13 protein-coding genes and 1 pseudogene are annotated in these 15,423 nt (G+C 61.7%); 8 read left to right on the forward strand and 6 right to left on the reverse strand.

Annotation, left to right across the window (positions count from 1 at the left end; translation table 11 throughout):
- Positions 1–47: 47 nt before the first annotated feature.
- Positions 48–647, reverse strand: coding sequence for an HD domain-containing protein (locus AC0L2K_RS20010; RefSeq protein ID WP_128173237.1), 600 nt, complete (start codon positions 645–647; stop codon positions 48–50).
- A 152-nt stretch (positions 648–799) separates the two neighbouring features.
- Between AC0L2K_RS20010 and cysE the strand changes: the two genes are divergently transcribed.
- Positions 800–1,648, forward strand: a complete 849-nt coding sequence (gene cysE / locus AC0L2K_RS20015; protein WP_023798183.1) for a serine O-acetyltransferase — start codon at positions 800–802, stop codon at positions 1,646–1,648.
- A gap of 195 nt (positions 1,649–1,843) precedes the next feature.
- Positions 1,844–2,047: a DUF3126 family protein gene (locus AC0L2K_RS20020; RefSeq protein WP_013531334.1), complete on the forward strand. Its 204-nt coding sequence runs from the start codon at positions 1,844–1,846 to the stop codon at positions 2,045–2,047.
- A gap of 231 nt (positions 2,048–2,278) precedes the next feature.
- On the opposite strand, the gene AC0L2K_RS20025 is transcribed toward AC0L2K_RS20020, so the two are convergent.
- Positions 2,279–3,010 (reverse strand): hypothetical protein, encoded by a 732-nt coding sequence (locus tag AC0L2K_RS20025; RefSeq protein WP_287228992.1) that lies wholly within the window; start codon positions 3,008–3,010, stop codon positions 2,279–2,281.
- Between the two features lie 266 nt (positions 3,011–3,276).
- Here AC0L2K_RS20025 and AC0L2K_RS20030 point away from each other — a divergent pair, with 266 nt between their 5' ends.
- A complete protein-coding gene (locus tag AC0L2K_RS20030) occupies positions 3,277–3,804 on the forward strand; it encodes a gamma carbonic anhydrase family protein (protein WP_128173238.1) in 528 nt (175 codons plus the stop codon).
- Between the two features lie 54 nt (positions 3,805–3,858).
- On the opposite strand, the gene AC0L2K_RS20035 is transcribed toward AC0L2K_RS20030, so the two are convergent.
- On the reverse strand, positions 3,859–4,419 hold the full coding sequence (locus AC0L2K_RS20035; RefSeq protein WP_287180541.1) for an ankyrin repeat domain-containing protein: 561 nt from the start codon (positions 4,417–4,419) through the stop codon (positions 3,859–3,861).
- A 534-nt stretch (positions 4,420–4,953) separates the two neighbouring features.
- Here AC0L2K_RS20035 and AC0L2K_RS20040 point away from each other — a divergent pair.
- The 3 genes and pseudogenes from AC0L2K_RS20040 to AC0L2K_RS20050 form a co-directional block, all read left to right on the forward strand.
- Entirely contained in the window at positions 4,954–6,966 is a 2,013-nt protein-coding gene (locus tag AC0L2K_RS20040; protein ID WP_128168514.1) for a BTAD domain-containing putative transcriptional regulator, read from the forward strand.
- A 1,126-nt stretch (positions 6,967–8,092) separates the two neighbouring features.
- Positions 8,093–9,562 carry a hypothetical protein gene (locus AC0L2K_RS20045; protein ID WP_473532118.1) on the forward strand — a complete coding sequence of 490 codons (1,470 nt, stop codon included), beginning with the start codon at positions 8,093–8,095 and terminating at the stop codon, positions 9,560–9,562.
- Between the two features lie 1,169 nt (positions 9,563–10,731).
- Positions 10,732–10,896 (forward strand): annotated as a pseudogene (locus AC0L2K_RS20050) (SAM-dependent methyltransferase); the annotation flags it as partial.
- A 235-nt stretch (positions 10,897–11,131) separates the two neighbouring features.
- On the opposite strand, the gene AC0L2K_RS20055 reads toward AC0L2K_RS20050, so the two are convergent.
- From AC0L2K_RS20055 to AC0L2K_RS20065, 3 genes are all read right to left on the reverse strand, one after another.
- Positions 11,132–11,740, reverse strand: a complete 609-nt coding sequence (locus tag AC0L2K_RS20055; protein ID WP_023798174.1) for a transglutaminase-like cysteine peptidase — start codon at positions 11,738–11,740, stop codon at positions 11,132–11,134.
- Between the two features lie 262 nt (positions 11,741–12,002).
- Positions 12,003–12,620, reverse strand: coding sequence for a PilZ domain-containing protein (locus AC0L2K_RS20060; protein ID WP_473532119.1), 618 nt, complete (start codon positions 12,618–12,620; stop codon positions 12,003–12,005).
- Between the two features lie 118 nt (positions 12,621–12,738).
- Positions 12,739–13,377, reverse strand: a complete 639-nt coding sequence (locus AC0L2K_RS20065; protein WP_287363249.1) for a PAS domain-containing protein — start codon at positions 13,375–13,377, stop codon at positions 12,739–12,741.
- Positions 13,378–13,797: 420 nt separating this feature from the next.
- Between AC0L2K_RS20065 and AC0L2K_RS20070 the strand changes: the two genes are divergently transcribed.
- The gene (locus AC0L2K_RS20070) at positions 13,798–14,556 is read left to right on the forward strand and encodes a rhomboid family intramembrane serine protease (RefSeq protein ID WP_287363248.1); all 759 of its coding nucleotides are present in this window, start codon (positions 13,798–13,800) and stop codon (positions 14,554–14,556) included.
- 102 nt (positions 14,557–14,658) lie between these two features.
- Positions 14,659–15,090, forward strand: coding sequence for a CBS domain-containing protein (locus tag AC0L2K_RS20075; protein ID WP_128168516.1), 432 nt, complete (start codon positions 14,659–14,661; stop codon positions 15,088–15,090).
- The last annotated feature ends 333 nt before the right edge of the window (positions 15,091–15,423 follow it).

Genomic DNA, 15,423 nt, shown 5'->3' on the forward strand with positions numbered 1-15,423 from the left:
ATCCGTAGCGATCCTTCGCGCCGGCATCAAAGGTGCAGCAGCAGCGCTCACGCCCCGAGCGCTTCGAGCGAACGCGCCATGTTTTGCCGAGCCTGAGCCTCGAACCGCTGCCTGAACTCCTCGGTGTGGAAGATGTGCGGGCGGGCGAGGAAGCCCTTCAGGACAGCACTGCGGCCGGCACGCCACATCGGCTCTTCCACCCAGCCATATTCGCGGCGAACCGCCTGTTCATAGGCGTCGAACGCATCAGGCGGCGCCCCCAGGATCGCAAGGTCCATGTCGAGGAACAGCGCTGCGTCGCGGGCGGCATTTTCGTCGGCAAACTGCGGCAACTCATGCGTGGCGGTGGCTGATATCATCGCGGTGATGCGGCCAAGGCGCTGCGCATCGGTGCGGCCGGCGAGCTTTTTCTCGGCAAGGGCGGCACTCCTCGCCTCGTTGTCCTTGGCCCGGCTGTCATAGATGGCGTCGTGGAACCAGATCGCCGCCTCGACCGCCTCGGGGTCGTGCAACGATGCCCGATAGTGGCGAGCCAGCGCCACCATCGCCGAGATATGGGCAAGGCTGTGATAGTGGCGGCCTTCGGCCTGGTAGAGCGCGGAAAGCTCGCGCTTCAGCGGCTCGTCGATCAAGGCTTGGTTTTCCATGGCCGCTTGAATTTCCGTGAACCAAATCCATTTGACAATGCACTAAGGAAAATTGAGTTCAACCGTGCTATGATCTGGCTTATAGAGCATGTCGCGCAAAACTGCGCAGCGGTTTTGGTGCCAAGCCGGAGACATTAGGCCGGAGACCATTGATGAACAGCGTTACGATTGCCCGCCCGACCATGGTGAAGCCGATCGACCCGATCTGGCGCTCGATCCGCGACGAAGCGATGGAGGCGGTCAACCGCGATCCGCTGCTGGCGGCGTTCCTCTATTCGACCATCCTCAACCAGGAAAGCCTGGAGGAGGCGGTCATCCATCGGCTGGCCGAGCGGCTCGCCCATCAGGATATCGGTTCCGATCTCATCCGCCAGACATTCAAGGCGATGGCGGCCGACGACAAGGATTGGGCATCGACGGTGCGTGTCGACATCCAGGCCTATTACGACCGCGATCCGGCCTGCGACCGCTTCATCATGCCGGTGCTCTATTTCAAGGGTTTTCATGCCATCCAGACGCACCGGCTGGCGCATTGGCTGTGGAACCAGGGCCGCCAGGATTTCGCGCTCTACCTGCAGAGCCGGTCGTCCTCGGTGTTCCAGACCGACATCAACCCGGCCGCCCGCATCGGCAAGGGCATCTTCCTCGACCACGCCACCGGCCTCGTCGTCGGCCAGACGGCGGTGATCGAGGACGACGTGTCGATCCTGCACGGCGTGACGCTGGGCGGTACGGGCAAAGCCGGCGGCGACCGCCATCCAAAAATCCGCTACGGCGTGCTGATTGGCGCCGGTGCAAAAATCCTCGGCAACATCGAAGTCGGCCATTGCTCCAAGATCGCGGCAGGCTCGGTGGTGCTGTCGCCGGTGCCGCACAACAAGACGGTTGCCGGCGTGCCGGCCCGCGTCGTCGGCGAGACCGGCTGCGACCGGCCCTCGCGGCAGATGGACCAGCTTTTGCCGTCGCAGTCGATGGACCACGTCGTCAGCTTCGATATTTGAGCGCTCGGGCAGGGGCCCTTTGCAAAGGCGTCTTTCTCCCTCACTATACGGGGAGAAATGCCCGGCAGGGCAATGAGGGGCAGCGCAAACCTCAAGCGATTGCCCTGTCTCTCTCGCCGGCTTGCCTTTACATCGCCATTGTCGACGTGCCAGAAGCGCGCTCAAACGAGCAAGACCGACGATCGGAGAAGACTTTTGAAGCCGGACGAAATCAGAAAGCTGGACGCCTATTTCAAGCGCGTCTTCCAGAACCCTAAGCTTGAAGTGAAGGCGCGGCCGCGCAAGGATGATTCGGCCGAGGTCTACGTCGGCGACGAATTCCTCGGCATCGTCTTCAAGGACGAGGACGACGGCGACTATAATTTCTCGATGGCGATCCTCGACATCGACCTCGCCTGAGCCGGGAGGCGATCGGTGCCGGCCGACCTTGAGCCAGCTTGCTCGCCGCACCCTCTTCTTCAACGTTGGCGATTGGCGAAAGAAGAACGAATAGCCAATCTCCCCCTTTGAGGGGGAGATGCCCGGTAGGGCAGAGGGGGTGCTGTCCCGCCGACGTCGCGCAAATTTCTGCGCTGCTGCGCGATCAAAAGTCACTGAGCAGATTCTCGCACGGTTCGCTTCATCATCATCCTAATGCCCGGCCTTCAGCATTCGCGCAGCCTTGGCGGCGATGGCTGCGTCGAGCGCCTGCCAGTCGCCCAGAAATTCCATGGGAAAGCGGTAGGTGAGGCTGAGATTGTCGCCGACCAGAATGTCGAGTTCGCAGGGCGCCAGCGATTGCGCAGCACTCGGGCCGCTCAGGCAGCGGGCCACGAACGGGTCCTTGCCGCGGCGATTGCCGACCGCCAGCACCTCGTTGAAATAGCCCGATTTTTCATTGAAGCCGTAAAGCGTCGTGCCGCCCGGACCGGGCGTGCCGGGCTCGACGATCAGGGCGCTGTAGATCGGCGCGAAGCGGCCGCTCATGTCACGCGACATGACCTGTCGTTCGAACGACAGAAAAATGATGCTCCTGCTGGGTCCAGTGTGGTTGAAATCGTCGCGGGCCGCCTCGCTATAGCCGTCCATTTCGGGATAACGCAGATAGAGGTCGAGGCGCGAGGCGATGCCGTCGCGCCGCGCCTGGTCGAAGCGGATGACATTGGCCGGCACGGCGATGACGTTGTTGCCGATCACCACCTCGTGGACTGTCGTGTCGTCGGTATATCCGGCCATGGCGATCGAGCGGCCCAACCATTTGCCGCCAAGGCTGATCGTCATCGAAAGCACTGCCAGCGCAGCGAACACGTAGAACACCCGCTTCATCAGCTTGGAATCGACGACGGTGAGTTGCGGACCGTTGGCGGTGGCTGCCTGCTTCATCGCGATCCCCGATTATCGCGTGGCACGGCTCTTGCGGCACGCCTGTCGAAACACGACTGTGCGATTTCATGGTAAATGGAAGGTGAAGATGGGTCCGGTTGGACACACACTCGTTGCTTTTAGTGTTGCCTGACGGCGCTGATCTCTTGCGGTTGCACGGCGACGATCTTTGGCGTTGGGCGTCGTGCTGATCGACATTGCATCCCAGGCAGGCACTCACCTAGGGTCGACCGATCTTTCAGCCTGAGACGATTCGGAGGAGAAAAATGCCGCTCTATGCGATCGATGGAAAAGCCCCTGGTTTCGAGCACGCCGACAGCAATTGGATCGCGCCCGACGCTACCCTGATCGGCGACATACAGATCGGCCGCAACGCGGGCTTCTGGTTCGGCGTCGTCATCCGCGGCGACGACGAGCCGATCATCATCGGCGCCGATACCAATGTGCAGGAACACACGGTCATGCATACAGATGTCGGTTTTCCCCTGACCATCGGGCAAGGCTGCACGATTGGCCATCGCGCCTTGCTGCATGGCTGCACGATCGGCGACAACAGCCTGATCGGCATGGGCGCCATCGTGCTGAACGGCGCGAAGATCGGCAGGAATTCGCTGGTCGGCGCCGGCGCCCTCGTCACCGAAGGCAAGGAATTCCCCGATAATTCGCTGATCATCGGCTCGCCCGCCCGCTTAGTGCGAACACTGGATGATGCCGCGGTGGCAAGCCTGCGCGCTTCGGCCGCCCACTACGTCGCCAACGGCAAACGCTTCAAGGCGGGGCTGACGAAGACCTGAGGCCAGCCTTGGTCAAATCTTCGGCTATATGGTTCACCGGCATCGTCGCCCAACTCACCGTCCATTGGAGCCGCGCCTGGTCATTGCATCGCGCAGCAACGAAGCGCCGGCTTCAAAGCCGGCATTGTCGGCGTCCTCGAGGGCTGTCGTATAGTCGTCGATGCGGGTTTCGAGCGATGGGTCGGCGCCCGCCGCCAACAGCAGGCGGATGGCATCGACGCTACGGATGGCGACCGCATAGTGAAGCGGCGTCCAGTCGTTTACGCCCCGCATGTTCAGGTCTGCGCCCCCATCGATCAGGGTTCGGACTATTTCCAGTCTGTCAGCCCGGTCGGCGAAGAGTGCCGCAATGATTGCCGGAAAACCGCCGTGGTGGTGATAGTTCGGGTCCGAGCCCGCATCCAGTAAGATCGAGATGAAAGCGGCGGGGCTCCAATAGATCGCATACTCCAGTGGATGCCCAAGGCCGAGTTCAAAGGGCATCTGCTCGTCGAACCAGCCGGGTGAGCCGCCGAGAGCCACACCGAGGGCCTCGAAGTCGCCCGCCTTGAACGCGTCGTCGATGGCCTTGAACAGGCGGTGGCGCTCGCATCGATCTTCCGGGATTTCCAACATCGCAGCAATCCGGAGGTTGAATTGGCCGCCATATTGCTCCCATCCGCCGCTGCCTGAAAGCCCCATGGGCGGGTTGCGATTGGAGAGCAGGTCGATAGCTTTGCGCAGCCGTACGCCGAACTTATCGCATCGACATCAAGTTCGTGATCAGACCTGCCTTGATGTCGAGTGCGGGTCGATGGGCCTCCGGATGACCGATGTCGTTCAGCTGATCGGCCGTCAAGTCGGCTAGTGCCCTGCGTCTTGCGACGGTCCGTCGCCACCCCCTGAAATCGGCGATCATCATTGTTACGCTTTTCAGGCTGGGTCCAAACAGATGTCTTTTCGACGTGCGGGCGGCGCGAGTTTGCGTGTCAGCCATTTTTAGTCTCCCATTTCGAGATTTGCGGATGAGAGCGTGCCACGCGGGTGTTTTCGGGCTGTTCGGCTGTGCGTAAAAAAAACCGAAAAGCCCGACGAGCTGCCGTTAAATCGGTGTTAAAACTATCCTCCGAAATGTATTCCGCCGCGGCGGTCAAAGTCTGGAGACCATCTGTGCGCATCAGGTTGCTGGGCGGCCTCGAGGTTACTTCGCCGGAGCGCCGGCCCGTCCGTTTCGCCACGCGCAAGACTTCGCTTCTTTTTGCTGCCCTGGTGCTGGCGGGCCACCGCGGCCATCGTCGCGAGCAGCTTTCCGAGGCCTTTTGGCCGGGACGAAGCAATGGCCAGGCCCGCAATAGTTTGCGGCAAGCGCTGGTCGACATCCGGCGCTCGTTCCCGACCAGCAAGGATGCCACCCTCTACATCGATGGGGATCAGGAAGCCATCGCGCTGATTGCCGGTCCGGATGACGCGGACATTTCGATCTTCGACCGGAAACTGGAGCAGGGCGGGGCGGCCGATCTCGCCGTCGCCGCCGACCTCTACCGCGGTGGGGTGCTTGCGGGGGAAGCCATTCCTGAGGAACTGGATGAGTGGTTTGGACCCTATCTGGACAGGTATCAGCGCAAGGCCCTGCAGTTGGTCGATCGGCTGAGCCTCGCGCTGCCGATACCCGGCTCAGCGGAAGAGACGGCCTGCGAAGGGCTCGCCGAGAGATTGCTCGCCTCAGATCCTACCGCGGAGGCCGCCCATCGGGCGCTGATCCGGATCCACGCGCATCGCGGCCACGAAAACGCCGCCTTGCGCCAGTTCGAACTTTGTCGGACTGCCCTGAAAAAGCAGCTGGATGCTGAGCCGGAGGCGCAGACAAGCTCGCTGGCGGCTTCTCTGCAGTCCCGCGAACGACCTGGGGATCAGCAGCCGGGGCCAAGCTCTGGCGTCGCGGCGCCGGCACAGGTGCTGGCAGTCCTAACGAGACACGGCGACCAGCCGTCAATTGCGGTGCTGCCGTTTCAGAATCTAAGCGGTGATATCGAGCAGGAATATTTCGCCGACGGAATGGTGGAGGACATCGTCACCGCCCTGGCTCACTTTCGTGCCCTGTTCGTAGTCGCACGGAATTCGAGTTTTACCTACAAGGGACGGTCGATAGACATAAAGCAGGTCGGGCGTGAACTGGGCGTGCGCTATGTGGTCGAGGGAAGTGTGCGGAAAGCGGGTGAGCGCCTGCGCATCACCGGACAACTCCTCGACGCTTCGAGCGGCCTCCACCTGTGGGCTGACCGTTTTGAAGGTACTCTAGCCGAGGTTTTCGATTTTCAGGACCAGATCGCCTCGAGCATCGTCGGCGCGATCACCCCAAAGGTCGAGGAGGCCGAAATTGAGCGCGCCAAGCGCAAGCCGACTGAGGACCTCGACGCCTACGACTATTATCTGCGCGGGTTGGCGTCCCACGACCGAGCGGTCAACACCAAGGAAACCATGGATGACGCTCTGCGGTTCTTCATGAAGGCGATCGGCTGTGACCCGGTGTTCGCTGCCGCCTATGCCCGGGCGGCGCGCTGCTATGCGGCGCGAAAGAGCAACCGCTGGATGATCGATCGCCTAGAAGAGACTGCCGAGGCGACCCGACTGGCAAAGAGAGCGATCGAACTTGGATGGGACGATGCAATTGCCCTTTCGTACGGCGGATACGTGCTCGGCTATGTAGGCGGCGATGTGGAGGAAAGCGCGGCGTGCGTCGAACGCGCGCTTGGCCTGAACCCGAACTTGGCTGCGGCGTGGGGTTACAGCGCCTGGGTTCAAGCGTGCTTAGGTGAGCCGGAGAAAGCCGTCGAGCGCGCCGCGCAGGCAATGCGCCTCAGTCCGTTCGATCCTCGCTTTTTTGTTTGGGAATTTTGCACTGCACTCGCTCACTTTTGTGCCGGGCGCTACAACGATGCTGCTGAGTGGGCGAAAAGGTCTTTGCGCTCGCAACCAAACTACGCGAGTGCGACGCGTGTGGCGACGGCAAGTTACGTCTTGGCCGGTCGGCTTTCGGAGGCCGAGAAGATGATGGCCCGCCTGCGCGAACTCGACCCTACGTTGCGGCTTTCGAATCTCGCTGAGGTGCTGCCGCCGTTTTGTCGACCGGACGATCGCAGCAGATATATCGAAGGACTTCGCAAGGCGGGCCTGCCCGATTAACGCGGTGTCAGCGTGAAGCGAGGCAAACGGCTTCGGCACCAGATGGCCGACGTACTGCCGATGGATGCTAACTATAAGGTGACGGTTGACCGTGGAGGCCTGTGACCTAGCTTAAAGCTTAGCCGGACCGTCCAGAGCCGGAAATGGTGGGATGGTGCGCTACCGTGGGAGAACTCTGGGGACGTTGAGATGCAGAGGTGCAAGTCGGCTTTTCAGAGCCTGTGCGCCCTTGGCGGCCGACAATCGGCGGCCACGGCCTGTCAAGTTTCGTTTCAAACAAAAGTCATCTGCGCCGGCACGCCTATCAACGCGCGACCGCCGCTCCGCCATGCAACAACAATTCGAGCACTGGAGGGACCTCGAAGCAAGTGACAGCTTCGAACGCGACCAAAGGCTTTAGCCAGCACCAAGGCGAGGGGCCAACAACGCTTCACGATCTTAAGATTACACCCAAAACCGCACAGGCACGGCAATGCCAAATCATCTTGCCGAAATTTACGCAAACAGCGCAGATCTCGCCGTCCTGGGCGGGATAGCAGCATTTGCCTCGATGGGCCTCTATCTTGTGCTAAGGCGTATCCTTATCGGGGTGCAACGGCGTCGCCTCAAATCAGATGTGAGCGAACGCGGATCTGACCTCCCCGAGGAGGAGGTGTCTTGGGATTGGGAAATCCCGGTCGACCTTGCAACCGAGCCTGCTTCTTCTTCTCAGATTGCCGTGCCCTCAGACGCGGCAGACCTGGATATTCGGCGTCAGGATGCCAATTGCCTTCGGTTCGGGGTGCGAATCGAGTATTTCGACGTGATCTCCGAAGCTTGCGAGAGCTCGTCTGTCACCCAGACCAACGCTGTCGCTTCCGCGACGAACATAGCGCAATCCGGCCGACTTGCGACATCGATCAGGGAAATCGCTGGCTATGTTCATAGGCAGGTGGCGGCAAATCTTGCCGCCCTAACTAGTCCAGTATTGACGGCTCTGAGCCGTATGCCAACACAACTCGCCCTCGCGGAGAATCCCGACCCCACCACGGCGACGGCCTCACCTCCTCGCATTCGCAGGCCGATCGGTCTTGTGCCCCGCTTTGGCGTCGCAGCAATCTGTCTGGCCGTGCCGCTTAGCTATGCGATGACGAGACAAAACTGGGTCGAAAGCGCCCCCGCCATTTCGCTGGTCCAGGGCAACGTCAATCCGGAGCTTTCGCGATCCTTCGAGCTTCCGGCGAGTGCTGCATTGGATGTGCGTAGGCCAGCCCAGGGAGACGAGCGCACGAGTGTCGAATTGCTCAGCCCGGATCTCACGGCTGCCCGGGCGCAAGTCGAAGCAGCTGGTGCTCAGGCAGCCGCAGCGAAGGAATTGGACGGCCAGGAGCGCCGGGCGGCGGAAGGTGAGCGCGCCAGGAGCGCCGCTCTGCAGCGAGCGCTGCTCGAATCGCGCAAGGAGATCGACGCGCTGAGGACAAGCATGGCAGCCGCCGCCAACGCACGCCAGGAGCAATTGCGCAACGAGCTCGCGGCAGCCCGTACAGCTGACGCATTGCGGCGCCTTGCGGGAGATGCCCGCACGATGCTGAGCGAGGCCACCAACTATGTCTTTACGGAGATGCCCGCTGCTCACCTGGAGCGTCAGCGAGCCGGATGGGTGGCGCGCGATCTATCGCGAGCGCAGGCGCAAAATGAGCGGCTTGAGACCGAGGCCGCCGAGGATCGCGCCAAGGCCAAGGCTTCGCTGGCGCAAGCGAGCGGAATGCTCGATGACGAACGCCGAAAGTCAGACGAACTTCGTGGCGAGCTCTCCAAAGTGAAACTGTCCAATGCTGCGCTCATGGAGCGCGCGGACGCGGCTGAGCAGGAATTGACCGGTGCCGTCACAGCGAGAGAACGAGTGGAGCAGACGGCAGCCGAGACGGAGCGGGCGCTGGCGCGACAACAGGCGGCAGCAGCGTCGACGCGTGAGGAGCTGAAAAAAGCTCGCCTCGAGCGCGACGCGGCTGAACAGGAACGAGCCAGGGCAGTCTCAGCGAGAAAGCGTGCCGAGCAGACTGCAACCGAGACATCGCAGGCTCTGGCAAGAGAACGCGCTGCAGCAGTCTCGACGGGGGAGGAGCTGAAAAAAACTCGCATCGAGCGCGACGCGGCTGAACAGGAACGAGCCAGAGCAGTCGCAGCGAGAGAACGAGTGGAGCAGACTGCAACCGAGACGGCGCATGCTCTGGCACGAGAACGCGCTGCGGCAGTCTCGACCCATGAGGACCTCGATAAAGCTCGCCTCGAGCGCGACGCCGCCCGAGCACTTTTGCTACAGGTCGCCAAGCTGAAGGAGGCTTTGGACAAGCAACGTGACGTCACTGTTTCTCTTTCCCGCGACCTGGCCGCCGCGCGCGCGGACAATGACAGGCTCAGGGCTGAGCGTCGCAGCGCCAAGATTGAGCCGCCGCTGAAGCGGCGCGCTGGCCGCGCAGCCGCCGCTGCCGGCGGGGTGAAGGCTGTCAGCCAGAAGACTGCACGCAGCAAGGCTCGCGACCCGGCGCGGATTGCGGGGGTGCGTTCTCTCACACTTCCCTATCCCCTCAGGCCAAGACAGGCGACATTGGAGTGATTTCCAAAACGACTGCGCGGTCCTCCTGTTGAAGGCCCAAGCTCTTTGAGATCATTGCGACACGTGTGTATTGCGAGAGTAGACTAGGATGAATCGAATCACCCCAGTCGAATTCATTCTGCTCTCGTCGGCGAGTAGTTCTGCGCGATACGCTATGTCAGCCCGATCACACTGCCTGTAGCATTCAATTCGCATTTGATCGGCGCCTGCCGCGTCTCCACGTTGCCTTGCCGTCCATAGTCGATGCTGACCTCGACGGGAGCTGAGATCGTATCCGGGGTCAACCGACGCATGGAACCTGCGCTGCTGACGCGCACACTGGTCGCGCCAAACGGGGCGGCGGCTGACTCGATTGCGTCATGGCAGGCGCGAACGACTTCATACGGGACGCCCGGCAGGGCGTTGATTGGACTGACCGTTGCTGGACTGTCGACGTCACCAGGAGGCTGAAGGCTGGACGGAAGGTCGAGCGACCGTCCACTTGCGGACCGGGCGACACTGACGGCAGTGGCGGCCGTGGCTGCCGCAACTGCCGCCGTTGCAGTGGTGCTGGTCCCATCGTCATCCACCGGTGACCTGCTGCTGGAGCCGCTGGGTCCTTTGTGCGCGCCGTCTTTGCGGCCTTCACCGTGATGGCTGGCAGCGCTATTGCCTCCGACACCATGGTTGCCACCGCTTTTGCCTCCGCCGCGCTCGCCGCCGGCGGTAGCTCCTGCGCAAGCTACCGCGATCGAGCAAACGAATACGAAATATGCCCAGCTGGATTCAGAGGATTGACGCACGACCACCTCCATAAAGTGCGTCGGTCGAACCGTCTTTCCGCGCCATGCAGTCAGAAAAGCGCAACCGCCGCCGCCCCCAGGCAAACCTCGCGACTAACCGCCCACGGAGGGTAACTAGGGGATCAATCCGGTGTATCAAGGACGCTGTACGCGGTACGTGCGTCGTCCCGGCTACCGGCGGGAGGGGAGGCCACGATGTGACCACGTCGCTGACATTCTGAGGTGCAGCGTTAGAGAACTGCAAGCGTCTCTACAACTAGCCGACTCGCCTTTTGATGAGATGGTCTGCGAGGCCGGCCGCCTCGTCGGCGATTGCCGGTATTGTCCCCCGATTTCCGCGTCGATCCGGAAAACGAGGCCGGCAAATAGAGGCCGGGAAGAATGCCCACATTCGTGTGCACGCCCGCCTCGCTGTCGCAGGAAGTCTGGCTTGGGCTTGGCGCCCAGGCCGGCGAGGCGAGGTTGCGCAAGGTGGTGACCGGCGGTGGCTTCAAGCGCTTCCGTCGCGCCGCCGAGACGCCGTTCAACATGGTGCTGGAGGCTCGCCCCTAATGCGAAACAACGACCTAAAGCGCGTCGCATGAGGCCGCTCAAACGCGACGCGCTTTAGAGTGCGGACGCTATCTGGCGCGGCCGTCGCAAATGCATGTCGCGCAAAAACGCGCGGGGCTTCCGGGACAGCGTGCCGCTTCAAAAAAGTGGAGCCGGCCCGGGGACGGGGCCGGCTCCTAAACCCGGTCGTTGGGGACGGGGAGGTGGGGCTCGACCGGGCTTTTGCGTCGCGTCCTTAGCGGACGCTGGCAACCGCGCCGGAGCGGCCGTCGTTGATCGTTACCCAAGCGCCAGAATTCTGGCTCGATTGGCGCTTCAGATAGGTGTAGTCGGTGTTGGTCCAGGACAGCACCCTGGTTTCGAGATTGTCGAGGATGAACTCTCCGAGGCTGGTGCGCACGGTCAGCACCGCGTGGCCGTCTCCGTTCGGCTGGCGCGCAACCGTCATCAAGAGGTCGCCGGCCGGAACGCCGATGTTCATCAACGCGCGGCGCTTTTCCAGCGCATAGTCCTCGCAGTCGCCGAATTCGCTGTTGGAATAGGACCAGACCTCTTCCTTGCCCCACAGTTCCATATCGGTGCGCGGCGCGATCCTGCTGTTGACCGAATTGTTGATGCTCACGATCTTCGCCCACAGCTTGCGGGTCAGTTCGATCGGCGCCTGCTTCGGCGTCCGCTGATTGCATTCCTGCGGAATTTTCTGGCAGAACTCGTAATGGCCGACCGGCTGTGTGGTGCGGCTGCCGGTGTGCATGAAGGCAGGTCCCGCTGCATACGCTGTTCCCCAGGCGGTAAGCTGCGTCGCCATTGCCAAGAGCAACAGCTTGCCCCTCGTCTTCTTCATCGTCCAGTCTCCCCGTTTGAGGAGACAATGACACGATTGGATTTATTCGACGCAAAGGCTCGAAGTAGACATTAAGTAAAACGCCCGTAGAATAAACATAAAATTTGAATCATTTCAGTATAAAATTGTTGAGGTGGTTTTCGCCGAGATCACATCGGCGCGGCGCCTTGGCGCGGCATCGGTGGCAGGCTGCGTTGACCGGCGCTCCAACAAAAAAACCGGCCGAAATGGGCCGGTCGATTGCGGGAATGTGCGCTGTTTGTCAGGTGCCGGATGCGTTGAATTCGGAATCGAGCGTTTCCGGCCGCTGGATGACCGCGAACTCGATGGCGATGCCGTCCTCGAAATGGCGCACCACCTGGCCGCGCATGGTGCCCAGCATGACTTGGATGCCGATTGCCGGCTTGACGTCTATCTCGACCGCGGCGCCCGAAAGCGACAGGTCGATGATGCGGCACTGGTACTGGCGCCCGTCGCCGAGCTGAAGCACGCTGGTCGGATTGCGCGGCGCCACGCGTTCGTGGCGGCGGTCTTCCGGCAGATCGAGCTCGTGCTTGTTGGCAAGCCAGGTCAATTGCGCTGCAAGCTTGTCCTTCTTGCGTTCCGACGCGATGACCGTCATCGCGAAACCGTCCTGCAGGATGCGGGTGACGACGCCTTCGATGCGGCCGATGTGATCGATATAGGCGATGACTTTCTCGCCCGGCATGCCGATGCGCTCGGTGCGAAGCGCTACATTGCCCGGCGACATGTCGACCACCTGGCACGGATGTTCGGTGCGATCCTCCAGCATGAAGCGTCCATAGATCTTCACGGGGACGCGCTGAAAGTTGCGCCTTTCAGCTTGGGACGGCGCGGTGTCGACCGCCGCTGACCTCATGACTTGCCTACACCCCGTTTGGCATTCCGCGCGTTGATGCGAGGAACTTCGCCGGAAAGCTACAGCGAAGCGGGTTAACAAAGGGGAAAGCCTGACGCCGCTACTTTAGGATTTTGGATTATTCCCCGCGCCCGCCGTCGAATACGACCAGATGACGGATGCGGCGTGCCTGGCCGAGCGCCGAAATCGTCTGGGACGGATCGAGTTCCGACGGGACAAGCGAGGGAACGTCGATGGCCGGCCGGTTCTTGAGGAATTTCGGTTCCTTCTCCGGATCGACGAGACGGATCGAATCGATCAGGGCGTCGGCGATCGGATCCGCGCCCAGCCAGAAGGGTTTTTCAGCGGCGCTTATCACGCCGAGGCAGCGCGGATTGTCGACGCCGCCGTCGAGCGGCAGGGCGAGCAGCTCGAACTTGCTGGAACGGTCGGTGCGGCTGAAACCTTCATAGGTGATGAGCACGACGGATTTTTGATCGAAGACGCCCTGGATCAGTTTCGAGATAAGCCGCTGGTCCTTCTCGCGCCACAGCGAGGGAAAGGAAAACCCCTTGAGTTCACGGCCATAGATCGCGCAAAGCCTGGTGCCGGCGAGCCGGAATACCGCTTCGCCGCGCGTATCCTTTTCCAGGATGAATGTGTCGGCCAGCAGCGACTTGATATCGGCCGGCTCGACTTCCGAACGCTTCGGGGCAGGGCGCCCGTCACGCAACCGGTTCCAATAATGGAACAGCGTGATCGATCCGTTCTGGTTCATGTTATGCTGCTCCGCGCAATCTGTCGTCTGATGTCCCATCGGTGAACAGAAGGGCGCCCTCCGAGGACCTACATGCGTTGCGGAGCAGGATGCGTGCCAGCATCGTTAACACTTGTTCACGGGTCGGGGCCGTTAAGGTTAACAAGTGGTTTACGTTGCGCTCCGCCCAGGCCCGTGGCACGTTAAAACCACTCCAGAAGCGGTCGTTTCGCAGCGATCGGCAGCATTTCAGTCAAGAGTTTGGGGGAGCATGGGGGCTCGACCAGCCGTTCAAGGGCAACCTTGGACGGCTTCTTTTTGATTCGCGCCAATTTTGATTCGCGCCGTTTTGATTTGCGTGGGGCGATTCGCCCTTTGTGAATCGGGTGACCGTGATCTACATGCTCGCGAAGTCGAAACCAGCGACTGAGTGCGAGCCATATGAGCGAACCAGCAAGCCCCTCGGAAATCGAACAGGGCGAGGGCGGACCTGTCGGCCATGAGCCGGAGCCGCGCCGCGAGCCGGTGTTCAACATGCCGCCCGTTGTGCTGGCGGTGATCGGCACCTGCGTCGTCCTCTATCTCATCCAGGAATACGTGCTTAGCCAAAGCCAGTTGCTGACATTGTTGTACGATGCGGCCTTCATTCCAGTTCTTTATACTGGCCAATATGGCTTCGACTGGTTCCTGTTTTCCCGGCCTTTCACCTATGCCTTCCTGCATGGCGGCTTTGCTCATCTGGCCGTCAACATGGTGTGGCTGGCGGCTTTCGGCTCACCACTGGCGAACCGCTTCGGCGCGCTTCGTTTCAGCCTGTTCTTCGCCGCGACCGGGCTGGCGGCCGTGGTGCTGTTCTGGGCCGTGCATCCGCTCGGCGAGGCGCCGCTGGTCGGCGCATCGGGGGCGATTTCCGGCATGATGGGGGCCGCCGCGCGCTTCGGCTTCCGCACCGACCGCTCGTCCGGCAAAGCCGCCTTCGCCGGCGCGCCGCTGCCGATGGCGGCGGTGTTCCGCTCGCGCGGCGTTGTGACTTTTCTTGCCATCTGGATGGTGATCAATCTCGCCACCGGCCTCGTTGCCTTCGCGCCCGGCATCGACAGCCAGATCGCCTGGGAGGCTCATATTGGCGGTTTTGTCGCCGGCTTCTTCGGCCTGCGGGCTTTCGATCGGCGGCAGCAGGCCGACGAGTTCAGGGCCTGAGCCTCGCCGCACTTGAAAACCAATCGATCGCGGCGCACGATGTCTGGCACTAGGGAAAGCCGGTCAGGGCAGGAACCGGCAAGGTGAACTGAGGAGGACGCCATGACTGTTAAGGCAATTCTCGAGCAGAAGGGCCACGACGTGTTGACGCTCGGGCCGAACGAAAAACTGAGCGAGGCCATTCGCATCTTGGCCGAGCACAGGATCGGTGCGCTGGTCATCACCAATGGTGATCACAAGATCGTCGGCATCCTTTCCGAGCGCGACGTCGTGCGGGTCCTCGCCAGGGAAGGGACCGCCGCATTGGATATCGCGGTGCGTTCGGCGATGACCCCCAAGGTGAAGATCTGCAATGAGAACCACACCGTCAACGAGGTCATGGAGATCATGACCAGTGGCCGTTTCCGCCATCTGCCGGTGGAAAAGGACGGCCTGCTCGACGGCATCGTGTCGATCGGCGACGTGGTCAAGCGGCGCATCGAGGATGTCGAGCGCGAGGCCGCAGAGATCAGGGCCTATATCGCGACGGCGTGAGATCGCCAGCAAGTTTTGTCGAAGTCGGCGCCGCCCCCTCATCGCCCTGCCGGGCACTTCTCCCCGTATAGTGACGGGGAGAAGGGGCCGGCCGCAGCCTTGGCGGCTTTTCTTGCTACAATGGAGATTGGCGAAATCGTTGATGCGGGCGCCCCTCTCCCCGTCACTATACGGGGAGAGGATGCCGGCAGGCAGGTGAGGGGCAGCGCAAACGTTTCCAATAACGGTTGCCCCTACCAGCCTGCGGCTTCACGCTTGTCTCCTTTTGCGGTTTGCATTAGCGGATGACTTCACGTTTAACGTCGAATTCACGTGAATTCCGTCACCGATAAC

Source organism: Mesorhizobium sp. WSM4817 (assembly GCF_055811135.1).